Source organism: Halomonas sp. A29 (assembly GCF_046723295.1).
Classification (GTDB): Bacteria; Pseudomonadota; Gammaproteobacteria; order Pseudomonadales; family Halomonadaceae; genus Halomonas.
Genome location: NZ_JAXQPR010000005.1, coordinates 276,619 through 298,656, shown reverse-complemented (window position 1 = coordinate 298,656; position 22,038 = coordinate 276,619). Strand labels below are relative to the sequence as shown.

General features: G+C 63.9%; 20 protein-coding genes. 14 read left to right on the top strand and 6 right to left on the bottom strand.

Features of this window, described 5'->3' with window-relative positions; translation table 11 throughout:
- Nucleotides 1-67: 67 nt before the first annotated feature.
- The 5 genes from SPH52_RS11785 to SPH52_RS11765 form a co-directional block, all read right to left on the bottom strand.
- On the bottom strand, nt 68-706 hold the full coding sequence (locus SPH52_RS11785) for a 50S ribosomal protein L25/general stress protein Ctc (RefSeq protein WP_411795212.1): 639 nt from the start codon (nt 704-706) through the stop codon (nt 68-70).
- 112 nt (nt 707-818) lie between these two features.
- Entirely contained in the window at nt 819-1,760 is a 942-nt protein-coding gene (locus SPH52_RS11780) for a ribose-phosphate pyrophosphokinase (protein ID WP_176342835.1), read from the bottom strand.
- A gap of 102 nt (nt 1,761-1,862) precedes the next feature.
- The gene (gene ispE / locus SPH52_RS11775; protein WP_411795211.1) at nt 1,863-2,723 is read right to left on the bottom strand and encodes a 4-(cytidine 5'-diphospho)-2-C-methyl-D-erythritol kinase; all 861 of its coding nucleotides are present in this window, start codon (nt 2,721-2,723) and stop codon (nt 1,863-1,865) included.
- 7 nt (nt 2,724-2,730) lie between these two features.
- Nucleotides 2,731-3,351 carry a lipoprotein insertase outer membrane protein LolB gene (gene lolB / locus SPH52_RS11770; RefSeq protein ID WP_411795210.1) on the bottom strand — a complete coding sequence of 207 codons (621 nt, stop codon included), beginning with the start codon at nt 3,349-3,351 and terminating at the stop codon, nt 2,731-2,733.
- Between the two features lie 26 nt (nt 3,352-3,377).
- A complete protein-coding gene (locus tag SPH52_RS11765) occupies nt 3,378-5,132 on the bottom strand; it encodes a tetratricopeptide repeat protein (protein WP_411795209.1) in 1,755 nt (584 codons plus the stop codon).
- A gap of 233 nt (nt 5,133-5,365) precedes the next feature.
- Between SPH52_RS11765 and hemA the strand changes: the two genes are divergently transcribed.
- The 13 genes from hemA (at nt 5,366) to SPH52_RS11700 (ending at nt 19,499) form a co-directional block, all read left to right on the top strand.
- Nucleotides 5,366-6,631: a glutamyl-tRNA reductase gene (gene hemA, locus SPH52_RS11760; RefSeq protein WP_411795208.1), complete on the top strand. Its 1,266-nt coding sequence runs from the start codon at nt 5,366-5,368 to the stop codon at nt 6,629-6,631.
- 11 nt (nt 6,632-6,642) lie between these two features.
- Nucleotides 6,643-7,731, top strand: a complete 1,089-nt coding sequence (prfA, locus tag SPH52_RS11755) for a peptide chain release factor 1 (protein ID WP_411795207.1) — start codon at nt 6,643-6,645, stop codon at nt 7,729-7,731.
- A complete protein-coding gene (prmC, locus tag SPH52_RS11750; protein ID WP_411795206.1) occupies nt 7,731-8,576 on the top strand; it encodes a peptide chain release factor N(5)-glutamine methyltransferase in 846 nt (281 codons plus the stop codon). Before prfA ends, prmC begins: the two co-directional genes overlap by 1 nt.
- A 180-nt stretch (nt 8,577-8,756) precedes the next feature.
- Nucleotides 8,757-9,257 (top strand): Lrp/AsnC ligand binding domain-containing protein, encoded by a 501-nt coding sequence (locus tag SPH52_RS11745; RefSeq protein ID WP_411795205.1) that lies wholly within the window; start codon nt 8,757-8,759, stop codon nt 9,255-9,257.
- A 5-nt stretch (nt 9,258-9,262) separates the two neighbouring features.
- Nucleotides 9,263-10,012, top strand: a complete 750-nt coding sequence (locus SPH52_RS11740) for a HesA/MoeB/ThiF family protein (protein ID WP_411795342.1) — start codon at nt 9,263-9,265, stop codon at nt 10,010-10,012.
- Nucleotides 10,013-10,356: 344 nt separating this feature from the next.
- Entirely contained in the window at nt 10,357-11,643 is a 1,287-nt protein-coding gene (locus tag SPH52_RS11735) for an NAD(P)/FAD-dependent oxidoreductase (RefSeq protein WP_411795204.1), read from the top strand.
- Between the two features lie 38 nt (nt 11,644-11,681).
- Nucleotides 11,682-13,028: a glutamine synthetase family protein gene (locus tag SPH52_RS11730; protein ID WP_411795203.1), complete on the top strand. Its 1,347-nt coding sequence runs from the start codon at nt 11,682-11,684 to the stop codon at nt 13,026-13,028.
- Between the two features lie 182 nt (nt 13,029-13,210).
- Complete coding sequence (locus SPH52_RS11725) at nt 13,211-14,314, top strand: polyamine ABC transporter substrate-binding protein (protein ID WP_411795202.1); 1,104 nt, start codon at nt 13,211-13,213, stop codon at nt 14,312-14,314.
- Between the two features lie 143 nt (nt 14,315-14,457).
- A complete protein-coding gene (potA, locus tag SPH52_RS11720) occupies nt 14,458-15,573 on the top strand; it encodes a polyamine ABC transporter ATP-binding protein (protein ID WP_411795341.1) in 1,116 nt (371 codons plus the stop codon).
- Nucleotides 15,574-15,640: 67 nt separating this feature from the next.
- A complete protein-coding gene (locus SPH52_RS11715) occupies nt 15,641-16,549 on the top strand; it encodes an ABC transporter permease subunit (RefSeq protein ID WP_411795201.1) in 909 nt (302 codons plus the stop codon).
- Between the two features lie 2 nt (nt 16,550-16,551).
- The gene (locus tag SPH52_RS11710) at nt 16,552-17,388 is read left to right on the top strand and encodes an ABC transporter permease subunit (protein ID WP_411795200.1); all 837 of its coding nucleotides are present in this window, start codon (nt 16,552-16,554) and stop codon (nt 17,386-17,388) included.
- A 38-nt stretch (nt 17,389-17,426) separates the two neighbouring features.
- A complete protein-coding gene (locus tag SPH52_RS11705) occupies nt 17,427-18,719 on the top strand; it encodes an NAD(P)/FAD-dependent oxidoreductase (protein ID WP_411795199.1) in 1,293 nt (430 codons plus the stop codon).
- Between the two features lie 198 nt (nt 18,720-18,917).
- Nucleotides 18,918-19,499: a glycine zipper 2TM domain-containing protein gene (locus SPH52_RS11700; RefSeq protein WP_411795198.1), complete on the top strand. Its 582-nt coding sequence runs from the start codon at nt 18,918-18,920 to the stop codon at nt 19,497-19,499.
- Between the two features lie 126 nt (nt 19,500-19,625).
- Here the strand turns inward: SPH52_RS11700 and SPH52_RS11695 are convergent, their stop codons facing one another.
- Nucleotides 19,626-21,002 carry a glutamine synthetase family protein gene (locus SPH52_RS11695; protein WP_411795197.1) on the bottom strand — a complete coding sequence of 459 codons (1,377 nt, stop codon included), beginning with the start codon at nt 21,000-21,002 and terminating at the stop codon, nt 19,626-19,628.
- Nucleotides 21,003-21,237: 235 nt separating this feature from the next.
- On the opposite strand from SPH52_RS11695, the gene SPH52_RS11690 reads away from it, so the two are divergent.
- Nucleotides 21,238-21,999, top strand: a complete 762-nt coding sequence (locus SPH52_RS11690) for a gamma-glutamyl-gamma-aminobutyrate hydrolase family protein (protein ID WP_411795196.1) — start codon at nt 21,238-21,240, stop codon at nt 21,997-21,999.
- Nucleotides 22,000-22,038 lie beyond the last annotated feature (39 nt).

Below are 22,038 nucleotides of genomic sequence, written 5' to 3'. Positions count from 1 at the left end.
AGCGCCGCAGCGCTTGATCGGGTCGGAAAGAAGGGCCGCCCGGAAGGCGGCCCCGACAGCAGCGCGCTTACTCGGCGCTGCCTTCGTCTTCTTCGCCTTCTTCGCCTTCAGCAGCTTCGCTGTGGCCCTTCGGCTTGCTGATGCTCAGCACGGCGTTGTCATGATCTGCACCGTGGGTGAGTTCGACCAGGGTGACACCGGCCGGCAGCTTGAGGTCGGAGAGGTGCAGCGTGGTGCCCATCTCGACATCGGTGATGTCGACTTCGAGGAAGTCGGGCAGGTCCTTCGGCAGGCAACTGATCTGGATCTCGTTGGAGAGCACATGCAGCTCACCGCCCTGGTCCTTGATGCCCTTGCACTTCTCTTCGCCCACCACGTGCAGCGGAACGTTGATGGTGATCTCGTGAGTGGCATCCACGCGCATGAAGTCGGCATGGGTGATCAGCGGCTTGTACGGGTGACGCTGCAGGTCACGCACCACGACCTGCTCCTTCTTGCCGTCGATGACCAGGTTGAGCACCGAGGAGAAGAAGGTTTCGTCCTCGATGGCCTTGTAGAACGGGGCCTTGTCGAGAGAGATCGGCTGGGGAGCCTTGTCACCGCCGTAGACGATGGCCGGCACCTGAATGTTCGCACGACGCAGGCGGCGGCTCGCACCTTTCCCCAGGTCGTTACGAGCGCTGGCATTGAGTGTGAAATCGGACATGTTGTTGCCTCTTGCTGAATGTAAGGGAGACGTGCGACCCGCGACCTGATCGCGACGTTCCCGAAAGCCCCCGTGGGGGCACTACTCCGATGCCCTGTTCTTGCTGAGAGTCTCAGTGGAACATGGCGCTGACGGATTCTTCATTGCTGACGCGACGGATCGCCTCGGCGATCAAGCCGGCCACGCTGAGTTGACGGATCTTGCCGCTGCGACGGGCGACGTCGGACAGCGGGATGGTGTCGGTCACGACCACCTCGTCGAGTACCGAGCCGGTGATGTTCTCCACCGCCGGGCCCGACAGGATCGGGTGGGTGGCGTAGGCCACCACGCGGCGGGCGCCATGCTCCTTGAGCGCGTCGCCGGCCTTGCATAGGGTGCCGGCGGTATCGATCATGTCGTCTACCACCACGCAGGTGCGGTTCTCGATCTCGCCGATGATGTGCATCACCTGGGCCTGGTTGGCCTGTGGGCGGCGCTTGTCGATGATGGCGAGGTCGGCGTTGAGCTGCTTGGCGATGGCGCGGGCCCGCACTACGCCGCCAACGTCGGGTGAAACCACCACCAGGTCGTCGTAGTTCTGGCGCTCGATATCATCGAGCAGGATTGGCGAGCCGTAGACGTTGTCCACCGGCACGTCGAAGAAGCCCTGAATCTGGTCGGCGTGCAGGTCCATGGTCATCACCCGGTCGACGCCGGCCTTGACCATCATGTCTGCCACCACCTTGGCCGAGATCGGCACCCGGGCGGAGCGCACCCGGCGGTCCTGGCGCGCATAGCCGAAGTAGGGCACCACAGCGGTTATCCGGGTGGCCGAGGCCCGGCGCAGGGCGTCAACCATCAGGATCAATTCCATCAGGTTGTCGTTGGTCGGTGCGCAGGTGGACTGCAGAATGAAGACGTCCTTGCCGCGAACGTTCTCGTTGATCTCGACCGCGATCTCGCCATCGCTGAACTGCCCGACCGTGGCATTCCCCATGCGAGTATCGAGACTCTCGGCGATTTTCTGGGCGAGTTCGGGATTGGCATTCCCGGCAAAAACCATCAATTTTGACACGCGCATCCACCTATGCAGTGTTGGGGAGCTCTGTTGGCGATGAGTCAGGGTGCCACGGACGCAGCCGCGGCATTTCGGGTCGGGCGCTCGCTGGCATCATGTTCATCGACCTAGAGCAGCATGTAGCGGGGAGAGGTTCAAGCCGCGGGCCGTGAAGGCAGTATAGCGGTCCGGCAGGTCGGCCAATAGACGCCTCGCTGCGGCCTCTGAGTCGAGCCGAGCGAAGAGGCAGGCGCCGGTTCCCGTCAGCATGGCGGGTGCCCGGCTGCCAAGCCAGTCGAGCGCTTCGGCGACTTGCGGATAGAGTAACCTGACCGTTGGCTCGCAGTCGTTGCGCCAGCTGGGCGCTCCCCCCTGCAGTGCGCGCGCCATGGTAATCGGGGGAGTGTTACGTGTCAATTGCGCCGCTCCGAACACCGCGGCGGTGGCGACCTCGATGCCGGGGTGCACGACCACGAACCAGGGGGTGTCGAGTTCCACCGGTGTGAGCCGTTCGCCTACGCCTTCGGCCCAGGCGGCACGACCTCGGACGAACACCGGTACATCGGCGCCCAGGCGCAGGCCGAACTCCGCCAGTCGGTCGAGCGAGAGCTCGAGTTGCCACAGGCGGTCGAGGCCGAGCAGCGTAGTGGCGGCGTCACTGCTGCCGCCGCCCAGGCCGCCCCCCATGGGCAGGCGCTTGGTCAGCTGGATGTCGGCCCCCAGGCGGCAGCCGGTCTCGTCCTGCAACAGCCTGGCCGCCCGCACGATCAGGTTGTCGTTGTCGGCCAGCCCGGCAAGGGGCGGGGTCAGCCGTATCTCGCCATCCTCCCTGCGCCGCAACCGCAGGGTGTCGCCATGATCGAGAAACTGGAACAGCGTTTGCAGCTCATGATAGCCGTCTGCCCGGCGACTGGTGATGTGCAGCATGCGGTTGAGCTTGGCCGGCGCCGGCAGGAGGAGCTCGTTCGTCGATTCGGCCATCAACGGTTCAGTCATCAACGACGGGGCGCCACTCCGTGACGACCAGCGTTACGCGCAGGTCGTCGTACTCCATGATCAGGCGCCGTGGCAGCCACAGCGACTCGACTTCGACCCAGTCGCGATAAACGATTTGCCAGCCATCCTGCTCGAGTTGTTGGGGGAAGCCTCGTTCATCACGATCGAGCTGGTAGCGACTGTGGCCGGCGGGCAGGCCTCGAATCCAGTCGGCCAGCGAGCTGACAGGCAGCGACCAGCCCAGTTGCTGCTGCATCAGGGCCTCGGGGGTCGAAGCCTCGAAGCGTCCTTCGGAGTTGGTCAGCGAGAAGCGCCCCTCGCGACCTTCCAGCAGGTTGCGCCCGCTGCCGAAGGGGCCGCTGATCAGCATGCGGTAATAATGGGGGTGCTGGCTCCAGTCGAGATTGGCGCTGGTCGACTCCTGGGGCGTGCGCAACCCGGCCTTACCGACCAGAATCCAGGTGTCCAGGGCTTCCAGGCGCTCTTGCTGGGCCTCCCATTGGTCGGCCGTGCGTTGGCCGTCCGGCGCCGTGCCCGGGGTGGCACAGCCAGCCAGCAGGGCAAGGGTGAGACTCACGGCAAACCATCGTATCGCGGAAATAGGACGTCTCATGGCATCGTCTCGTTGACTGTGGATGATCAGGGGGCCAGTTCGGGAATGCGTTCGAGAAGCGCATCGATGCGCGGGTGTTCATCGAATTGGCTCATGGCTTGCTCGACCACTCTGCGAGCCTGGTCATGCTTCTCCAGCACCCATAGGACTTCCGCCAGGTTGGCAGCGATCTCCTGGTCGGGCATGCCGGCATAGGCGCGCTCCAGCCATGGCAGGGCGCGTTCAGGATCGCCCAGCCGATAGTAGACCCAGCCCAGGCTGTCCATGATGGCAGGGCTGCCGGGTTCGAGCTCATGGGCGCGTTCGATGAGCTCGCGGGCCTCTTCCAGGCGCCCCTCGACGTTGAGGTCCGCCAGCGTGTAGCCCAGCGCATTGAGGGCTGAGGCGTTCTCCGGGTTGGCTTCGATGATGCGGCCCAGGTCTCGCTCCATGGCCTCGATGTCATCGTTCGCCCAGGCGCGCATGGCGCGCAGATAGAGTAACGGCTCGTCGTTGGGGGTGCGCGCGAGCTCGCGGTTGAGCAGGGTGTCGGCTTCGGCATGCAGCCCGGCTTGGTCGAGCAGTTCCACCTCCAGGGCGACCAGTTCGCTGAAGCGCGATTCATGGCGCAGGCGCTCGATACGCAGGAAGGCGCGGGCATCGAGCAGTCGATCATCCTCGATCAACATCTGGGCGGCACGCAGGCGGGCGCGCAGGAAATCGCTGCCGGGTGCCACTTGTCGGTAGTAGAGCAGGGCATTGTCGACTTCGCCTTCTTCCTCGGCAATGGTACCCATCAGGTAGAAGGCGGTGGGAGGGGGTTCGTCGCTGCCAACCAGCGGCAGCAGCAGGCGCCGGGCCGCATCCAGGTGGCTGTCCTCGAGATAGAGGCGGGCCAGCGAGATCTGCAACTCCTGATTGCCGACGTGCTCGTTGAGCAGGGTCGAGGTGTGCTCCTCGGCGGCGGCGACATTGCCCAGCATCAGCTCGGCCTGGGCCAGCAGCAGCAGGAAGCGCGGGTCGCCGGGCGAGACCTCGAGGCCGCGGCGGGCGGCCTCGCGGGCTTGGCGCGGGTTGTTGGCTTCCAGGGCCAAGTGGGCCCGCGTCAGCCACAGCGCGGGCAGCTCCGAGTGATTGCGGGCGAGCAGGTCCAGGCGTCTTTCAGCTTGCTGGCGCTGGCCCGTGGCTGCCTCGAGAATAGCCGTAGCCAGTACGGCGTCGTAATGGTGAGGGTGAGTTCCGGTCCCGCCATGTTCGAGGTGCTCACGCAGCCGCTCACGCAAGGGAATCGGATCGGTGCCTGACTCCAGGGCGAGTTCGGCGAACAGCGCCAGCTCGCCGTGCAGCCCCTGTTCCACCAGCGTCAGCCGTTTGTCCAGTGCCGTCGCCCAATCGTTGCGCTGCAGGGCCAGGCCAGCGAGCAGGCGCAGCGGCGCCTCCGCGGCAGGGTCGATCTCGTGCCAGGTGTTCACGGCCTGATCGAGCAGCAGGATGTCGTTGCTGAAGCGCGCCGCCAGTGTGCCGCGCTCTGCCAGCTGTGCCGCGTTGTAGCGTTCGGCCATGGCCAGGTAGCCCAACGTGGCGCGGCGATAATCGCCGCGCTGCCCCGCGAATTCGGCCGTCAGCAACGTGGCCAGCCCCTCCGCGTCCAGCCCGCGCTCAATGGGAGGCGCCGAGGCCATGGGGTCTTCTTGAGACGTGGCAAAAGGGGAGGAAGTCAGGCCTTGGCAACCACCCAGCAGAGCGGTCAGGCCAAGCACTGCCAGTCCCTGGCGTGAAGAGCGTATCAGCGTCGAGGGCATGCGTATCTCATCCGGTGTCCCGAGGTGCCAGCATACCGGCTAGCAGCCCATGGGCAAAGGGATCGCTGCGTCGGCGATGCGGAGCGGCGAATGCGCCCTGCCTTGTCGCACGTCAATTGCCGGATCTGCGGGCCTGGCGCTGAGTTGGAAAGGCTGTGATAGAATGCAGCGCCGCAGAGACGTTTTTTTCATTTACGGTGCCGCCGGCCGACATCACCGAAGACGCTTAACGCATGACGCTCCTTGCCCTTGGAATCAACCACAGGACGGCCAATGTCGCGGTGCGCGAGCGGGTCGCCTTCACCCCCGCTCAGTTGGAGTCGGCGTTGACCGAGCTGCGCCAGCTTTCGCAGGTGCACGAAGCGGCGGTGCTCTCGACCTGCAACCGTACGGAGCTCTATTGCGTCACCGAGCCGAGTGGCGAGCGTATCATCCTCGATTGGTTGAGCCACTTCCATGGGCTGGCGCTCGAGGAGCTCACTTCCTGTGCTTATCACTACCTGGACAACGATGCCGCGCGTCACCTGATGCGCGTTGCCGTGGGGCTGGATTCGATGGTGCTGGGCGAGCCCCAGATACTCGGCCAGCTCAAGGAAGCCTACCAGTCGGCGCGCCAGGCGAGTGGCTTGGGTGGTGAGCTGGAGCTGCTGTTCCAGCACACTTTCTCGGTGGCCAAGCAGGTGCGTACCCGTACCGGCATCGGCCAGAATCCGGTCTCGGTGGCTTATGCAGCGGTCAGCCTGGCCAGCCGGATCTTCGACGATTTCGGACGCTCGCGGGCGTTGTTGGTTGGCGCCGGGGAAACCATCGAGCTGGTGGCCCGGCACCTGCGTGAGGCCGGCGTGCGCAACATGATCGTGGCCAACCGCACCCGGGAGCGTGCCGAAGTGCTCGCCGGCGAGTTCAACGCCGAGGCGATCTCGCTCAACGAGATCCCTGACGCCCTGGCCCGTGCCGACATCGTCATTTCCTCCACCGCTGCACCGCTGCCGATAGTCGGCAAGGGCATGGTGGAGCGGGCGCTGAAGAAGCGCCGCCATCGACCGATCTTCATGGTCGACATTGCGGTGCCGCGGGACATCGAGCCCGAAGTCGGCGAGTTGGACGACATCTTCCTTTACACCGTCGACGACCTCAACGAGGTGATCCAGGAAAACCGCCGCCATCGCCAGGCGGCTGCAGACCAGGCGGAGGCGCTGATCGAGCATGGCGTGCATGTCTGGCTGCACGAGCGGCGCATCCGCAGCAGCGGGGAGCTGATTCGCCGCTACCGCGACCAGGCGGCCGAGCTGCGCGAATACTCCGAGCGTCAGGCATTGGCAAAACTGGCGCGAGGAGAGAATCCCGAAGAAGTGGTTCGCCTGTTGGCCCACCAGCTCACCAATCGTCTTCTGCATCGGCCCACTGTGGCCCTGCGCGAGGCATCGGGTGGCGAACGGCGCGATCTGCTCACCGCCGCCGAGGCGCTGCTGCTCGATTCCACATCAACTAAACCCTGACAGGACACGCCATGAAAGCGACCCTGCGCCAGCGTCTCGATGGCTTCGTCGAGCGCTTCGAGGAGCTCGCCGCCTTGCTGGCGGAGCCCGAGGTGATCAGCGATCAGCCTCGTTTCCGCGACTACTCCCGCGAATATTCCGAACTCGAGCACCTGGTCGAGGCCTGGCGCGACTACCGGGCGGTCGAGAGCGATCTCGAAGACGCTGCACAGTTGGCCGAAGACAACGATGCCGAAATGCGCGAGCTGGCCCAGATGGAGCTGCAAGAGGGGCGGGAGCGGCTGGAGGAGCTGGAGGTGCGCCTCAAGCAGCTGTTGGTGCCGCGCGATCCCGACGACGGTCGCAACGTCTTTCTCGAGATTCGTGCTGGTACCGGTGGCGACGAAGCGTCGCTGTTTGCCGGCGACCTGTTCCGCATGTACTCCCGCTACGCCGAGAAGCAAGGCTGGAAGGTCGAGGTGATCAGTGCCAGCCACGGCGAGCAGGGCGGCTACAAGGAGCTCATCTCGCGGGTGAAGGGGGAGGGGGTCTATGCCCGGCTGAAGTTCGAGTCGGGTGCCCACCGCGTACAGCGGGTGCCGGCGACGGAGTCCCAGGGGCGGATCCACACTTCCGCCTGTACCGTGGCGGTCATGCCGGAGGCCGATGAGCTCGCTGACGTCGACATCAATCCCGCCGACCTGCGGGTGGACACCTTCCGTTCCAGCGGCGCCGGCGGTCAGCACGTCAACACTACCGATTCGGCGATCCGCATTACCCACCTGCCCAGCGGGGTGGTGGTGGAATGCCAGGAGGAGCGCAGCCAGCACAAGAATCGGGCCAAGGCGATGTCGCTGCTGGCAGCCCGGCTCAAGCAGAGCGCCGTGGAGAGCCGCCAGCGCGAGCAGGCCGATACGCGCCGCAGCCTGGTCGGCTCGGGTGACCGCAGCGAGCGCATCCGAACCTACAATTTCCCCCAGGGGCGGGTGACCGATCACCGCATCAACCTCACCCTCTACAAGCTTGGTGAGGTCATGACCGGTGAGCTCGACGAGGTTCTCGATCCCCTGATCCACGAGCACCAGGCCGAGCAGTTGGCGGCGTTGCAGCAGGAAGCCTGATGCGTCTCGATGCGCTGCTGGTGTGGGCTGCCGAGCGTTTGGCCCAGTCGGGTTCTGCCAGCCCGCGCCTCGATGCCGAAGTGCTGCTCTGCCATGTGCTGGGTGTCGATCGCACCTGGCTCTATACCTGGGGAGACAGGTCGGCAGAGACCTTCCGGCGGGCCCGCTTCGAGGCCCTGATCGCCGCCCGGTCGGCGGGCCGCCCCGTGGCCTTCCTCACGGGTGAGCGTGAGTTCTGGGGGCTTGCCCTCGCCACTTCGCCACATACCCTGATTCCACGCCCCGATACCGAAACCCTGGTGGAGGTGCTGCTCGGGCTCGCCACCGAGCCGGCGGGCCGGCTGCTCGATCTTGGGACGGGTACCGGTGCCATTGCGCTGGCCTTTGCCAGCGAGCGCCCCGCCTGGCAAGCGCTCGGCGTCGACCGGATGCCCGAAGCGGTAGCGCTGGCCGAAACGAATGCCCGGCGGTTGGGCATCGCCAACGCTCGCTTTCAGCTCAGCGACTGGTTTGCTGACCTGGTAGAGGAGCGTTTCACCCTGATCGCGGCCAACCCGCCCTATATCGATGCGCAGGACCCGCACTTGACGCAGGGCGACGTGCGCTTCGAACCAAGGAGCGCGCTGGTCGCGGCTGACGCCGGCCTGGCCGACCTGCGCCACATCGCCGAACGGGGCATGGCCCACCTGCTGCCGGGAGGCTGGCTTGCCCTGGAGCATGGCCACGATCAGGCGGCCGCCGTTCGCGGCCTGCTCGAGGCGGGTGGCTTTAGCGCGGTGGCTACCCGACGAGACCTGGGTGGACAGGAGCGGGTCACCTTCGGGCAGCGGCCATACCAGCGTTGAGGGAAGCATATTGGAGGGGGCATGGAGGCTGTGGTACATCTGTTCAGGAAATAATTCCAAATGTCGGCATGTTTGTGCGACCGAACACCAGCACCGGGCCTGATTTCCGCGCTTTTTCAGGTCGATCTGCTGTCATGGCGACGCTTCACTCACTCTGACTCGGCTTCCCACGACACGACAATGAAAACCAAGACCCGCTCGCTCGACCGTATCGATCTCAAGATCCTGCGATGCCTGCAGGACAACGCCCGCATCTCCTACGTCGACCTGGCTGCTCAGGTCGGGCTCTCCACCACGCCGTGCCTGGAGCGCGTCAAGCGCCTCGAGAAGTCCGGCGTCATACGCGGCTACAAGGCCATCCTCGACCCCCGCTCGCTCAAGGCCAACCTGCTGGTGTTCGTCGAGATCAGCCTCGAGACCCAATCGCCGGCAGTCTTCGACGAATTTCGTCGCGCCGTTTCCCGCCTGCCGCAGATCCAGGAGTGTCACCTGGTCTCGGGCCAGTTCGACTACATCCTCAAGTGCCGGATCCCCGAGATGTCCGCATACCGACAGCTGCTCGGTGACGTGGTGCTGACCCTACCCGGGGTCAAGGAGTCGAAGAGCTACGTGGTGATGGAGGAGGTCAAGGAGGAGTTTTCTCTCTACGTGCCCGACATCGAGGAGCTCGAAGACAAGTAATGGCAATGAACGACGAGGCGCTGCTGCGCTACAGCCGACAGATCATGCTGGAGGCCATCGACATCGACGGGCAGGAGCGCCTGCTGGCCTCGCATGCGCTGGTGGTGGGCGCCGGTGGGCTGGGTTCGCCGGTGGCGCTCTATCTGGCCGCCGCCGGGGTAGGGCACTTGACCCTGGCCGATGCCGACGAGGTGGAACTCTCCAACCTGCAGCGCCAGATCGCCCACGGCATGGCCGACCTGGGACGCAACAAGGCGCGCTCCGCCCGCGATTCCGCCACGGAGCTCAATCCGGGCTGCGAGATTCGCGTGGTCGAGGAGCACCTCTCGGGCGACGCGCTCGACGCCTTGGTGGAGAAGGTCGACCTGGTACTCGATTGTACCGACCGCTTCTCCAGCCGCTATGCCATCAATGCGGCCTGCCAGCGCGCCGGGGTGCCGCTGGTATCGGGAGCGGCGATTCGATTCTCGGGGCAACTGACCGTGTTCGACCCGCGCGATGTGGCATCACCTTGCTACGCCTGTCTCTATCCCCCGGGAGAGGGCGGTGACGAGGAGCTGCGCTGTGCCGAGAGCGGTGTGGTAGCGCCCCTGGTGGGGTTGATAGGCTGCTTCCAGGCACTGGAGGCGGTCAAGCTTCTCAGCGGTGCCGGTACCCCTCATCGTGGGCTTTCCACCTTCGATGCCCTGACAGGGCAGTGGCGTCACTATCAGGTGCCGCGTGACCCTGCTTGTTCGGTCTGCGCCTCGCGCTGAGGGGGCAGGTATCTCTTGCCCTTGCGATACCGGCTGCATGCCTTCATTTTGCACAAGAAGCGTCGGCTCGTTTGCCGTAGCCAGCCGGGTTGATACCGCTCTTGCCATTTTTGGTGGTCATTAATTGACATGTTTGAGCTGTCGGTTACGGCGCCAAGCCATGTTGAGAGCTCTATGGCAGAGGTGGTTAAAGGCGTGGCTATGCCTTTCATGTCGCTTGTCGAGGGTTTCTTTGGCGTGCTGGAACGGATAAGGTCGTTATTGAATACTTGACATGCACTGGCGGTTTGATGCCAGACTGATCGAATTCGATAAGACGGTTCATCGCTTCAGGAATACGCTGTATGGCCCAGATCGACAGTCCCGCATCCTACTACCGCGATTCGATCGCGGTACGCCTCGAGCGGACTTGTCCGCCGCTGGATGGGCAGCGACGGGTCGATGTCTGTGTGATCGGGGGCGGTATCACCGGCTGCTCCGCAGCGCTGCATCTGGCCGAGCGGGGTTACTCGGTGGTGCTGCTCGAAGCCCATGAGATCGGGTTCGGCGCTTCCGGCCGCAGCGGCGGCCAGATCCTGCCCGGGTTGGGCACCGACATCGCTACCGTGGAGCAGGCACTGGGGCGCGAGCGCGCCCGAGATGTCTGGGAGCTGAGCCGCGAGGCGGTGCGTCTGACCGCCGAACTCATCGAGCGCCATGGGATTCCCTGCGACCTCACTTGGGGATACCTGCACGCAGCGGTGAAGTCGCGCCACGTGCGTGAGCTGCGCCATTTCCAGGAGCGCCTGGCCCGCGATTACGGCTACGAGGCGCTCGTCTGGCTCGAAGGCGCTGCGCTGCGCGAGCGGGTGGCGACTGCTGCATACCCGGGGGCGCTCCATGAGAGTGAAGGCGGCCACCTGCACCCGCTCAATTATACTTTGGGGCTGGCGCGAGCGGCCCAGCTGGCCGGCGTGGAGATTCACGAGCACAGCCCGGCCTTGACGATCAGGCGCGGCCAGCCCGCCACCGTGGTAACCGAACGCGGCGAGGTCGCGGCCGATTTCGTGGTGGTAGGCGCCAATGCGTATTTGGGGGGACTGTTGCCGGAGCTGGAGGGTCGCGTCATGCGTGCGGCCAACTACATCGTCGCCACCGAGCCGCTGGGCGAAGAGCGGGCGGTCCAGGTGCTGCCAAGAAACGATGCCCTGTCCGATGCCAACTTCGTACTCGACTACTACCGCCTTTCAGCCGACAAGCGGCTGATCTATGGCGGTGAAGTCAGCTACGATGGCCGAGAGCCGCGCGGGTTGCAGCAGCGCATGGACGCCAAGATTGCACGCCTGTTCCCGGTGCTCGAAGGCGTGGGCATCGACTACCGCTGGGGCGGCGACGTGGCGATCACGCTCAACCGTGCGCCGGACTTCGGCCGCCTTGGCCACAATGTCTACTATGCCCAAGGGTATTCGGGGCATGGCATGGCGCTGGCCGGGCTGGCAGGAAAGCTGGTCGGCGAGGCCATCGCCGGGCAGAGCGAGCGCTTCGACATCTTTGCCGCCATGCCCCATCGCCGCTTCCCTGGGGGTGAGCGCCTGCGCACGCCACTGTTGGTGCTGGCGACCACTTTCTACAAGCTGCGCGACCGACTATAACGAACATGGCGCCCGGGACGGGCCGCAATGAGGTTCCCATGAAAGACCTGGAAAGCTGGCTGAAGGAGCGACGCATCACCGAGGTGGAGTGCCTGGTCAGCGATATCACCGGCATCGCCCGTGGCAAGATCACGCCCGTGTCGAAGTTCATGGCCGAGAAGGGCATGCGTCTCCCCGAAAGCGTGCTGCTGCAGACCGTGACCGGCGACTACGTCGAGGACGAACTCTATTATTCGCTGCTCGATCCCGCCGATATCGACATGCTCTGCCGGCCCGATATCTCCGCGGTCTATCCGGTGCCCTGGGCGCTGGAACCCACCGCCCAGGTGATCCACGACTGCTATGACAAGATGGGCAATCCCATCGAGCTCTCCTCTCGCAACCAGTTGAAACGAGTGCTGGCGCTCTATGCCGAGCAGGGCTGGAAGCCGGTGGTGGCGCCGGAGATGGAGTTCTACCTGACCAAGCGCTGTGAGGACCCCGACCTGCCGCTGCTGCCGCCCATCGGCCGGAGTGGGCGTCAGGAAACGGGTCGACAGTCGTTCTCCATCGATGCGGCCAACGAGTTCGACCCCCTCTTCGAAGACATGTACGACTGGTGTGAGGTCCAGGGGCTCGACATCGATACCCTGATCCATGAAGAGGGCACCGCCCAGATGGAAATCAACTTCCGTCACGGTGACCCGCTGATGCTGGCCGACCAGGTGTTCCTGTTCAAGCGCACCCTGCGCGAGGCGGCACTCAAGCACGACGTGGTGGCCACCTTCATGGCCAAGCCGATCACCAACGAGCCCGGCAGCGCCATGCACATTCACCAGAGCGTGCTGGATGCGACCACCGGCAAGAGCGTGTTCGCCAACGAGGATGGCTCCATGAGCCAGCTGTTCCTGCATCATATCGGCGGCATGCAGCGGTTCATTCCCGAGGCGCTGCCGCTGATGGCGCCCAACGTCAACTCATTCCGCCGTTTTCTGCCCGACACCTCGGCGCCGGTCAACGTGGAGTGGGGCGTGGAGAATCGCACCTGTGGGCTCAGGGTTCCCGATTCGTCGCCACAGAACCGGCGCATCGAGAACCGCCTGCCCGGCGCGGATGCCAATGCCTACCTGGCCATTGCGGCGAGCCTGCTATGTGGCTACCTGGGTATGGTGCAGCAGCTCAACCCCTCCGCGCCGGTGCAGGGGCGGGCATTCGAGCGGCGCAACCTGCGCCTGCCGTTCACCCTCGAGCAGGCCTTGGAGCGGATGGAGAGCTGCAGCGAGCTGGAGCGCTACATGGGCCATCGATTCGTTACCGGCTACGTCGCGGTCAAGCGGGTGGAGAACGAGAATTTCAAGAAGGTCATCAGTTCGTGGGAGAGGGAGTTCCTGCTGCTGAGCGTCTAGTTTCCTGCGCCTGGAGCCCACAAGAAGGAGGCCCAGGCGCAGGGCACTGGTGGCTCTTTGGGCGGCGAGCGTTGCCGTCAGGCCTGGTGCACATTGCGCCGGGCCATGTGGAAGGCAGGGGAAGACGTCCGGTCGGTATCGTGGCCGGGCTTACGACAACAATGCAAACACGAGGTGTCATCATGTCATGTCAACGCAAGCTGTCGCAGGCCATTGCGCTGGGCTCGCTGGCCGTGGCCGTCAGCGCTGCCCAGGCCAACGAGGTGCGGGTCTACAACTGGTCGGACTATATCGCGCCGGATACCCTGGAGAAGTTCACCGAAGCCACCGGCATTCGCGTGATCTACGACGTCTACGACAGTAACGAGGTGCTCGACGCCGCGATGCTTTCGGGCCGCTCCGGTTATGACGTGGTGATGCCCTCCAACCACTACCTGACCCGACAGATCAGCGCAGGTGTCTACCAGGAGCTCGACCACGACAAGCTCCCCAACATGGAGAATCTCAACCCCGAGTTGATGGACGACCTGGAATCCGTCGATCCGGGCAGCCGCTATTCCATTCCCTACATGTGGGGCACCAATGGCATCGGCTACAACGTCGAGCGGGTCACGGAGATCCTCGGCGAGGATGCGCCTCTCGATTCCTGGGCGCTGATCTTCGATCCCGATATCACCAGCGCCCTGCGCGCGGGCGGCTGCGGTATCGCTATGCTCGACACCGGCGATGACATGCTTTCCGCCGGTATGGCCTACCTGGGTCTCTCGCCGCTGTCGAGCGAATCCGCGGACATCGAGGCGGCCGGTGACTTGATTGCCGCGGTGCGCGACAACATTACCTACTTCCACTCCTCGCGCTATATCTCGGATCTCGCCAACGGCGACATCTGCGTGGCGGCAGGCTATTCAGGCGATGTCTTCCAGGCTGCCGACAGGGCCGAGGAGGCCGGGCGCGATTTCACCATCGACTATATCATTCCCAAGGAGGGCGCGGCGCTGTGGTTCGACATGATGGCGATCCCTGCTGACGCACCGAACCCCGACAATGCCCATGCTTTCATCAACTTCATCCTCGAGCCCGAGATAGCCGCCGGCATCACCGAATACGTGGTCTATGCCAACCCCAACATCGCCGCCAACGAGTTTCTCGATCCAGACATTCTCAACAATCCGGCCATCTATCCCGATCAGGAAGTGATGGATAACCTGTTCGTGCAGGAAGAAAAGCCCTTGGCCGTACAGCGCGTGCGCACCCGGGTATGGAACCGGGTGAAGTCCGGCATCTGATTCTCCGAGCCGGCCTTGCGGGGCCGGCAGTGAACGCTGATGAGCTCTTGTTTGCCACAGGAGAAATTGAGATGCCGCAATCCTGGACACAAGCTGCCGATGCGTCGCGAAGAACCGTCGAGCGCCCGCCAGCTACCGACGGCATGGTGGGCAAGCCGCGGCCTGCCCACGGTGAGGCGCTGATGGAAATCCGTCGCGTCAGCAAGCGCTTCGACGGCGTACTGGCGGTGGACGATGTCAGCCTGTCGATTCGCCGCGGCGAGATCTTCGCGCTGCTGGGTGGTTCCGGTTCGGGCAAGTCGACCTTATTGCGCATGCTGGCCGGCTTCGAGAAGCCCAGCGAAGGGCAGATCGTGCTCGATGGCGAGGACATCACCACCATGCCGCCCTATGAGCGGCCGATCAACATGATGTTCCAGTCCTATGCGCTGTTTCCCCATATGACGGTGGCGCAGAACATTGCCTTCGGACTCAAGCAGGACAAGCTGCCGCGCCGGGAGATCGAAGAGCGCGTGGCGGAGATGCTCAAGCTGGTGCACATGGAAGCATACGCCAGGCGCAAGCCGCACCAGCTCTCCGGCGGTCAGCGCCAGCGTGTGGCCCTGGCGCGTTCGCTGGCCAAGCGGCCGAAGCTGCTGCTGCTCGACGAGCCGATGGGGGCACTGGACAAGAAGCTGCGCACGGAGATGCAGCTCGAGGTAGTGCAGATCCTCGAGCGGGTCGGGGTGACCTGCATCATGGTCACCCACGACCAGGAGGAGGCCATGACCATGGCCGACCGGGTGGCGATCATGGCCGACGGCTGGATCGTCCAGGTGGGCACTCCCATCGATGTCTACGAGAGCCCGGCCAACCGCATGGTGGCGGAATTCGTCGGTACGGTGAACCTGTTCGAGGGCGAGATCGTGGTCGACGAGACCGACCACTGCATCATCGACAGCCCCTCGCTTGGCCGCGCTATCCGTATCGGCCATGGGGTCAGTACCCAGGCCGACGAGCGCCGGGTGTGGGTTGCCGTGCGTCCGGAGAAGACCTGTCTGACCCGCGAGCCACCTCCCGTCGAGTTCAACTGGTCGGCCGGCATCGTCGAAGACATCGCCTATCTCGGAGGCTTCTCGGTCTATTACGTGAGACTCGAGAGTGGCCAACTGGTCAAGGCCAGCATGGCCAATACCGAGCGACGCGGCGATCGACCGCGCTGGGACGAGGCGGTCTTCGTTCACTGGGACGACCAGAGCGCGGTCATCCTGCACGACTGAGCGAGCCTGCACGACTGACAGAGCGCGGGCCAGCCAGCACACCCGGACGGCTCGCCGGGAGATCGATATGTCCAATGTTTCCGTTCGTCTGCGGCGTTTGTTCAAGCCTGGCCGTGGCTGGGTCATCGCCGTACCGCTGCTGTGGCTGATCCTGTTCTTCCTGCTGCCGTTCGGCATCGTGCTCAAGATCAGTCTCTCCGAGGCCGCCATCTCGATACCGCCCTACGGCGCCATCTTCGACTACGCCAACGAGACGCTGAACGTGGTCGTGACGTTCAGCAACTACCTGTTCCTGACCACCGACACGCTCTATGTCTCGGCCTACTGGGGTTCGGTGAAGATCGCCCTGCTGGCCACCGTGCTGTGCCTGGCGCTCGGCTATCCCATGGCCTATGCCATGGCTCGGGCGCCTTCCCACTGGCAGTTGGTGTTGCTGCTGCTGGTGATGCTGCCGTCGTGGACTTCGTTCCTCATTCGCGTCTACGCCTGGATGGGCATCCTCAGCAACAACGGCCTGGTCAACAATCTGCTGATCTGGGTGGGGCTGATCGATTCGCCGATCCGTATGCTCAATACCAACTTCGCCGTGACCCTCGGCATCGTCTATGCCTACTTGCCGTTCATGGTGCTGCCGCTCTACGCCAACCTGACCCGGCTCGATACCTCGCTGCTGGAAGCGGCTTCGGATCTTGGCTCGCGCAAGTTCAACACCTTTCTCCGCGTGACCTTGCCTCTATCGAAGGGCGGCATCATTGCTGGCTCGATGCTGGTGTTCATCCCGGCGGTGGGGGAGTACGTGATTCCCGAGCTGCTTGGCGGCCCCAATACCGTGATGATCGGCAAGGTGCTATGGGAGGAGTTCTTCCACAATCGTGACTGGCCGGTGGCCTCGGCGCTGGCGATGGTGATGCTGGCGATCCTCATCGTGCCCATTGCCCTGTTTCACCGCTATCAATCCCGTGAGCTGGAGGAGTGACCATGCGCAAGCCATCCTTCACCACGCTGATGCTGATTGCCGGGTTGGTGTTTCTCTACCTGCCGATGATCATCCTGGTGATCTACTCGTTCAATTCATCGCGCCTGGTGACGGTATGGGCGGGGTTCTCTGCACGCTGGTACGTGGAGCTGTTTCGCGACCAGCAGATTCTCTCGGCGGTATGGACCAGCCTGCGGATCGCCTTCTTTTCCGCTTCCATGGCGGTGTGCCTGGGCACGCTGGCCGCCTTCGTGATGGTGCGTTTCACCCGCTTCCGCGGCAAGACTGCGCTCTCGAGCATGGTCACCGCGCCGCTGGTGATGCCCGAGGTGATCACGGGGCTGTCGCTGTTGCTGCTGTTCGTGCACATGGCGCAGACCATCGGCTGGCCGACGGACCGCGGCATGGTCACCATCTGGATCGCCCACACCACCTTCTGCAGTGCCTACGTGGCGGTAGTGGTGGCTTCGCGCCTGCGTGAGGTGGACCTCTCCATCGAGGAGGCGGCCATGGACCTGGGTGCCAGGCCGGTGCGCACTTTCTTTCAGATCACCCTGCCGGTGATCGCACCGGCGCTGGCGGCGGGCTGGCTGCTGGCCTTCACCCTGTCGCTGGACGACCTGGTGATCGCCAGCTTCGTTTCGGGGCCGGGTGCTACCACGCTACCGATGGTGGTGTTCTCTTCGGTGCGCCTGGGGGTCTCGCCCAAGATCAACGCCTTGGCCACGTTGATCATCCTGGCGGTGTCGTTGGCCACGTTCCTGGCCTGGTATTTGATGCGGCGTAGCGAGGCGAGGCGACGGCAGGCGATGTTGCAAGATATGACGGCGGGCCGTTAACCCCTATTTTTCGTTCTTTTTGCGTGCGAGGTATCGCTATGTCGACCAGTGCCGCCACCGAGCATGTGGCGTCCTACTATGCCGCCACGGCCAACCCGTCGCCCGAGCGTGCCGCTCTGGAAGCTGACATCGAATGCGACGTGTGTGTGGTCGGAGCGGGTTTTACGGGGATTTCGTCGGCACTGCACCTTGCCGAACAGGGGCATGAAGTCGTGGTGCTGGAGGCCGCCCGGGTGGGTTTCGGCGCCTCGGGGCGCAACGGCGGGCAGATCGTCAACAGCTACAGCCGCGACATGGACGTGATCGAGGCCCGATACGGCGCCGACACTGCCCGGTCGCTGGGCGACATGGCCTTCGAGGGCAACCGCATCATACGCAGCCGCATCGCCCAGTACGATATCGCCTGCGACCTCAAGGAGGGCAATCTCTTCGCCGCCTGCAATCACAAGCAGCTCGAGGGGCTGCGCGAGCACAAGGCGCTATGGGAACGCTACGGACATCACGACTTGGAGCTGCTGGAGGGCGATGCTTTCAAGCGCGAGGTCGCAAGCGATCGCTATGTCGGTGCGCTGGTGGATCACTCCGGCGGGCATCTGCATCCGCTCAACCTGGTGCTCGGCCAGGCGGCGGCCTGCGAGTCGCTGGGTGGCGTCATCTACGAACAGACGCCGGTCACCGGTGTGCAACATGGTGAGACGGTCACGCTGCGTACGCCGCGTGGCAGCGTACGCGCTCGGCGCGTGGTCATGGCCGGCAACGCCTATCTGCAAGGGGTGCTGCCGGAGCTGGAAAGCAAGTCGATGCCCTGCGGTACCCAGATCATCACCACCGAACCGCTGCCGGAGACGCAGCGCCGCGAGCTGATACCCAACGACATGGCGGTGGAGGACTGCAATTATCTGCTCGACTACTACCGCTTTACCGCCGATGGCCGTCTGCTCTATGGCGGTGGGGTCAACTACGGGGGCCAGGATCCGGCCGATATCGCTGCGGTGATTCGCCCCAAGATGCTCAAGACCTTTCCGCAGTTGAGCGACGTGCGCATCGATTTTGCCTGGAGCGGTAATTTCCTGATGACGCTCAACCGACTGCCTCAGTTCGGCAGGCTCAACGATAACGTTTATTACGCCCAGGGCTACTCGGGCCATGGAGTGACCTGCTCGCACCTCGCCGGAAAATTGATTGCCGAGGTGATGCGCGGGGAGAGCGGGCGCTTCGATGCCTTCGCCGGTCTGCCGCACCTGCCGTTTCCCGGTGGACGGCTGCTGCGCGTGCCGCTTTCGGCGCTTGGCGCCTGGTACTATGCAATGCGGGATCGGCTCGGCTGGTAAATGTCGCCAATGGCGGACACCGGGTCAGAAAATGTGGAAACCGCTGCGCTGCGCTTAATCCAAGCCAGCCGCAGCGTATACTGAGATCATCTACCGGGTGGCACGGAATCGCCGCTCTTCACGTCTCTTCTCTTGCACATCGTATCGAGCCGAGTCTTATAAGCCCGGGGCGGCATATCGCCCTGCAGGAGGAGTGTCATGAACAAGTCGATCGTGATCGGAACGACATTGAGCGTGCTGGGCCTGGGTGGCTTGGCTTTCGGCGCCTGGCAGGTGCAGCAAGGTGCAGAGCCGGTCGAGAGCGGCCCTCAGTTCGCCGAAGTCGTGGCGGTGCAGCCGGTGACGCGCAGCGTCGAGACGCCTCGCGAGGTGTGCGAGGACGTGGTGGTGCATCAGCAAGTCCAGGCGCCCAGCCGCGACCCGCACCGTATCGCCGGTACCGCCGCGGGTGCCGTGGTAGGTGGCCTGCTAGGCAATCAGGTAGGTGGCGGCAGCGGCAAGACGCTTGCCACCGTGGCAGGGGCGGTTGGTGGTGGGTTCGCTGGGCGTGAGATCCAGGGGCGCGTCGAGGCCAACCAGACCCAGACCTATGCCACCACGCAGCGCCAGTGCCATACGGTTATGGACAGTTCCGAGGAAACCGTCGGCTATGACGTGACCTGGCGTCATGGCGAGGTGAGCGATGTGGCGCGCCTCGATCATCGGCCCCAGGGCAACCGAGTGCTGCTCGAGGAAGGCCAGCCACGCTGGGACCTGCCGCTGGCCAGCACCGACGGCTGACGGAACCCCGGTATACCACACGCCCCGGCCCAGGTCGGGGCGATGTCGTTCCAGTGAAGTAGTGATCAAGTCGTCAAAGAAGATGAAGCGTAGCGATTCGCCCGGGAAAGCGTAGCGCGGAGTTTTCTAGACGTGGCGCAGGTACCAACTGTACTCCAGCTGACTCACCGTCTGCATGGCCTGTTCACGTTCGGCCCGCCGGTTGGCGACGAAGACGTGGACGAAGTCACTGCCCAAGGCGTCCCGCAGCGGTTCGCTTGCTTCGAACAGCTCGAGAGCCTGATGCCAACTGTTGGCCAGCGTGGGCTCGAACTGCTCGTAGGCATTGCCTTCGACGGGCACGGGCGGTATCAACTGCTGGCCGACACCATGCTCGATGCTGGCCAGCAGTACGGCCAGCAAGAGGTAAGGGTTGACGTCGGCACCGGCGACCCGGTGCTCGATGCGGCGTGCCTCGTTGCTGCCCGAAGGTATGCGCAGGGCCACGGAGCGGTTGTCGAAACCCCAGGTGGGCGTCATCGGGACGTAGAGGCCTGGTTGGAAGCGCCTGAAGGAGTTGAGGTTGGGGGCACAGATCGCCATTGCGGCCGGCATCAGGTCGAGCATCCCGGCGACGGCCCGGTGCAAGGTCTCGCTGCCGAGCGGGTCGCCGTTCTCTGCGGCGAAGACGTTGCGGCCCCTGTCATCAAGCATGCTGAGATGCACGTGAGTGCCGTTGCCGGCCTCGAGACCATAAGGCTTGGCCATGAAGGTGGCTTCGAAACCGTGGTTCAAGGCCACACCCTTGATCAGGCGCTTAAGCAACACGGCATTGTCGCAGGCCTTGAGGACATCATCGCCGTGGCCTAGGGTGATCTCGAACTGGCCTGGGGCACACTCCTTGAGCGTCGTGTCCAGCGGCAGGTTCTGGCAGTGTGCCGAGCGCTGTACGTCCTCGAGAAAGTCGGCATATTCATCGAGTTCGCCGATGGAGTAGAGCTGGCTCTGGGTCGCGCGTTCGCCGCTGCGGGGTGAACGGGGTGGCTGAATCAGCCCCTCTGGGGTGCGTTCGCGGTCCAGCAGATAGAACTCCATCTCCACGGCTACGACGGGCGTCAGGCCGCGGCGACGTAGTCGCTCCAACTGTCGCGACAGTACCTGGCGAGGGTCGGCGAAGAAGGGGGACTCGTCGGGTTCGACCATGGTCATCAGCAACTGCGCCTGGCGCCCGCCGCGCAGCCATGGCGTCTGCATCAGGGTATCTGCGATAGGCCGACACACCCGGTCGCTGTCGCCGATGGCCAGCCCCAGCCCGGTGGTCTCAATGGTATGGCCGTTGATGTCCAGGGCGAAGACCGACGCCGGCAGGTTGACGCCGAGCTGGCAGACCTTGTCCAGGTTGCCGCGGGGAATGCGCTTGCCACGCATGACGCCGTTGAGGTCGCTGATCAACAAGTCGATGCTGTCGATATCGGGATGGCGCTCGAGAAACACCCGGGCCTGGTCAGCGCTGAGCGACGGCATGGTGGCACCTGTAGATTGTCGTTGGGTTTGACGTTGCTTCTATCTTTCGATGACATAACTTTGTTGTCAAATCCTTTACGTGTTCCTTTGGTCAAAAGTGCGTCTTTTTTCGCTTTCTTGTAGTATTGATAAGGAAAAGAGGTGATTTTTAGGCCTCGGGCAGGATTCTTGATTTTTCATAGTGGAAAGTTTAATCAACACGCTTGATTGAAAAATTCTCTATTCTGGAGGTGTCATGCAGAGCCGACCCCTGGTGGGTGTCATTGCCTGTCGACGTGAGGTGGAAAGACACCTCGCCCACGTAGTGACCGACAAGTACCTGAGTGCGTTACGTGCATACGGCCTGGCGTCGGTAGTGCTGCCGGTGTGGCAGGACGCCATGGATGGTGACCTGCTCGCGCATCTGGATGGCCTGCTGCTGACCGGCAGCTATTCCAACGTCGAGCCCTCCCGCTACGGCGCCGAGCGTGCGCCGGAGAACACCCGCGATGACCTGCACCGCGATGCTGCTGCGTTGGCCTGGATCCCCGCCGCCATTGCACGTGACCTGCCGTTGCTGGGTATTTGCCGGGGTTTCCAGGAACTCAACGTGGCCTATGGGGGCACACTGCACCAGGCGGTTCAGAACGTGCCTGGCTTCGGTGATCATCGTGAACCGGAAGCCGACTATGCGACTCGCTATGCACCCGCGCACGACATCGAGTTGCAGCCCGATGGTCGCCTGGCGGCGCTTTATCCCCAACCGTATGCCAAGGTCAACTCACTGCATCAGCAGGGCATAGAGCGGTTGGGCAACGGGCTTGCCGTGGAGGCGTTGGCGCCGGATGGGCTGATCGAGGCGGTCTCGGTGGCCGAAGCGCCGGGGTTTGCGCTGGCCGTGCAGTGGCACCCCGAGTGGCGCCCACAGGAGCATCCGCTTTATCACGCGATCTTTCAGGGCTTTGCTGCTGCCTGTCGAGTACATTCCGTCCGCCGGGAACCCGTGCTGGCCAAGTAATTGCCACGTAATAACATAGGGGTTAGCGAAACCCTCGTA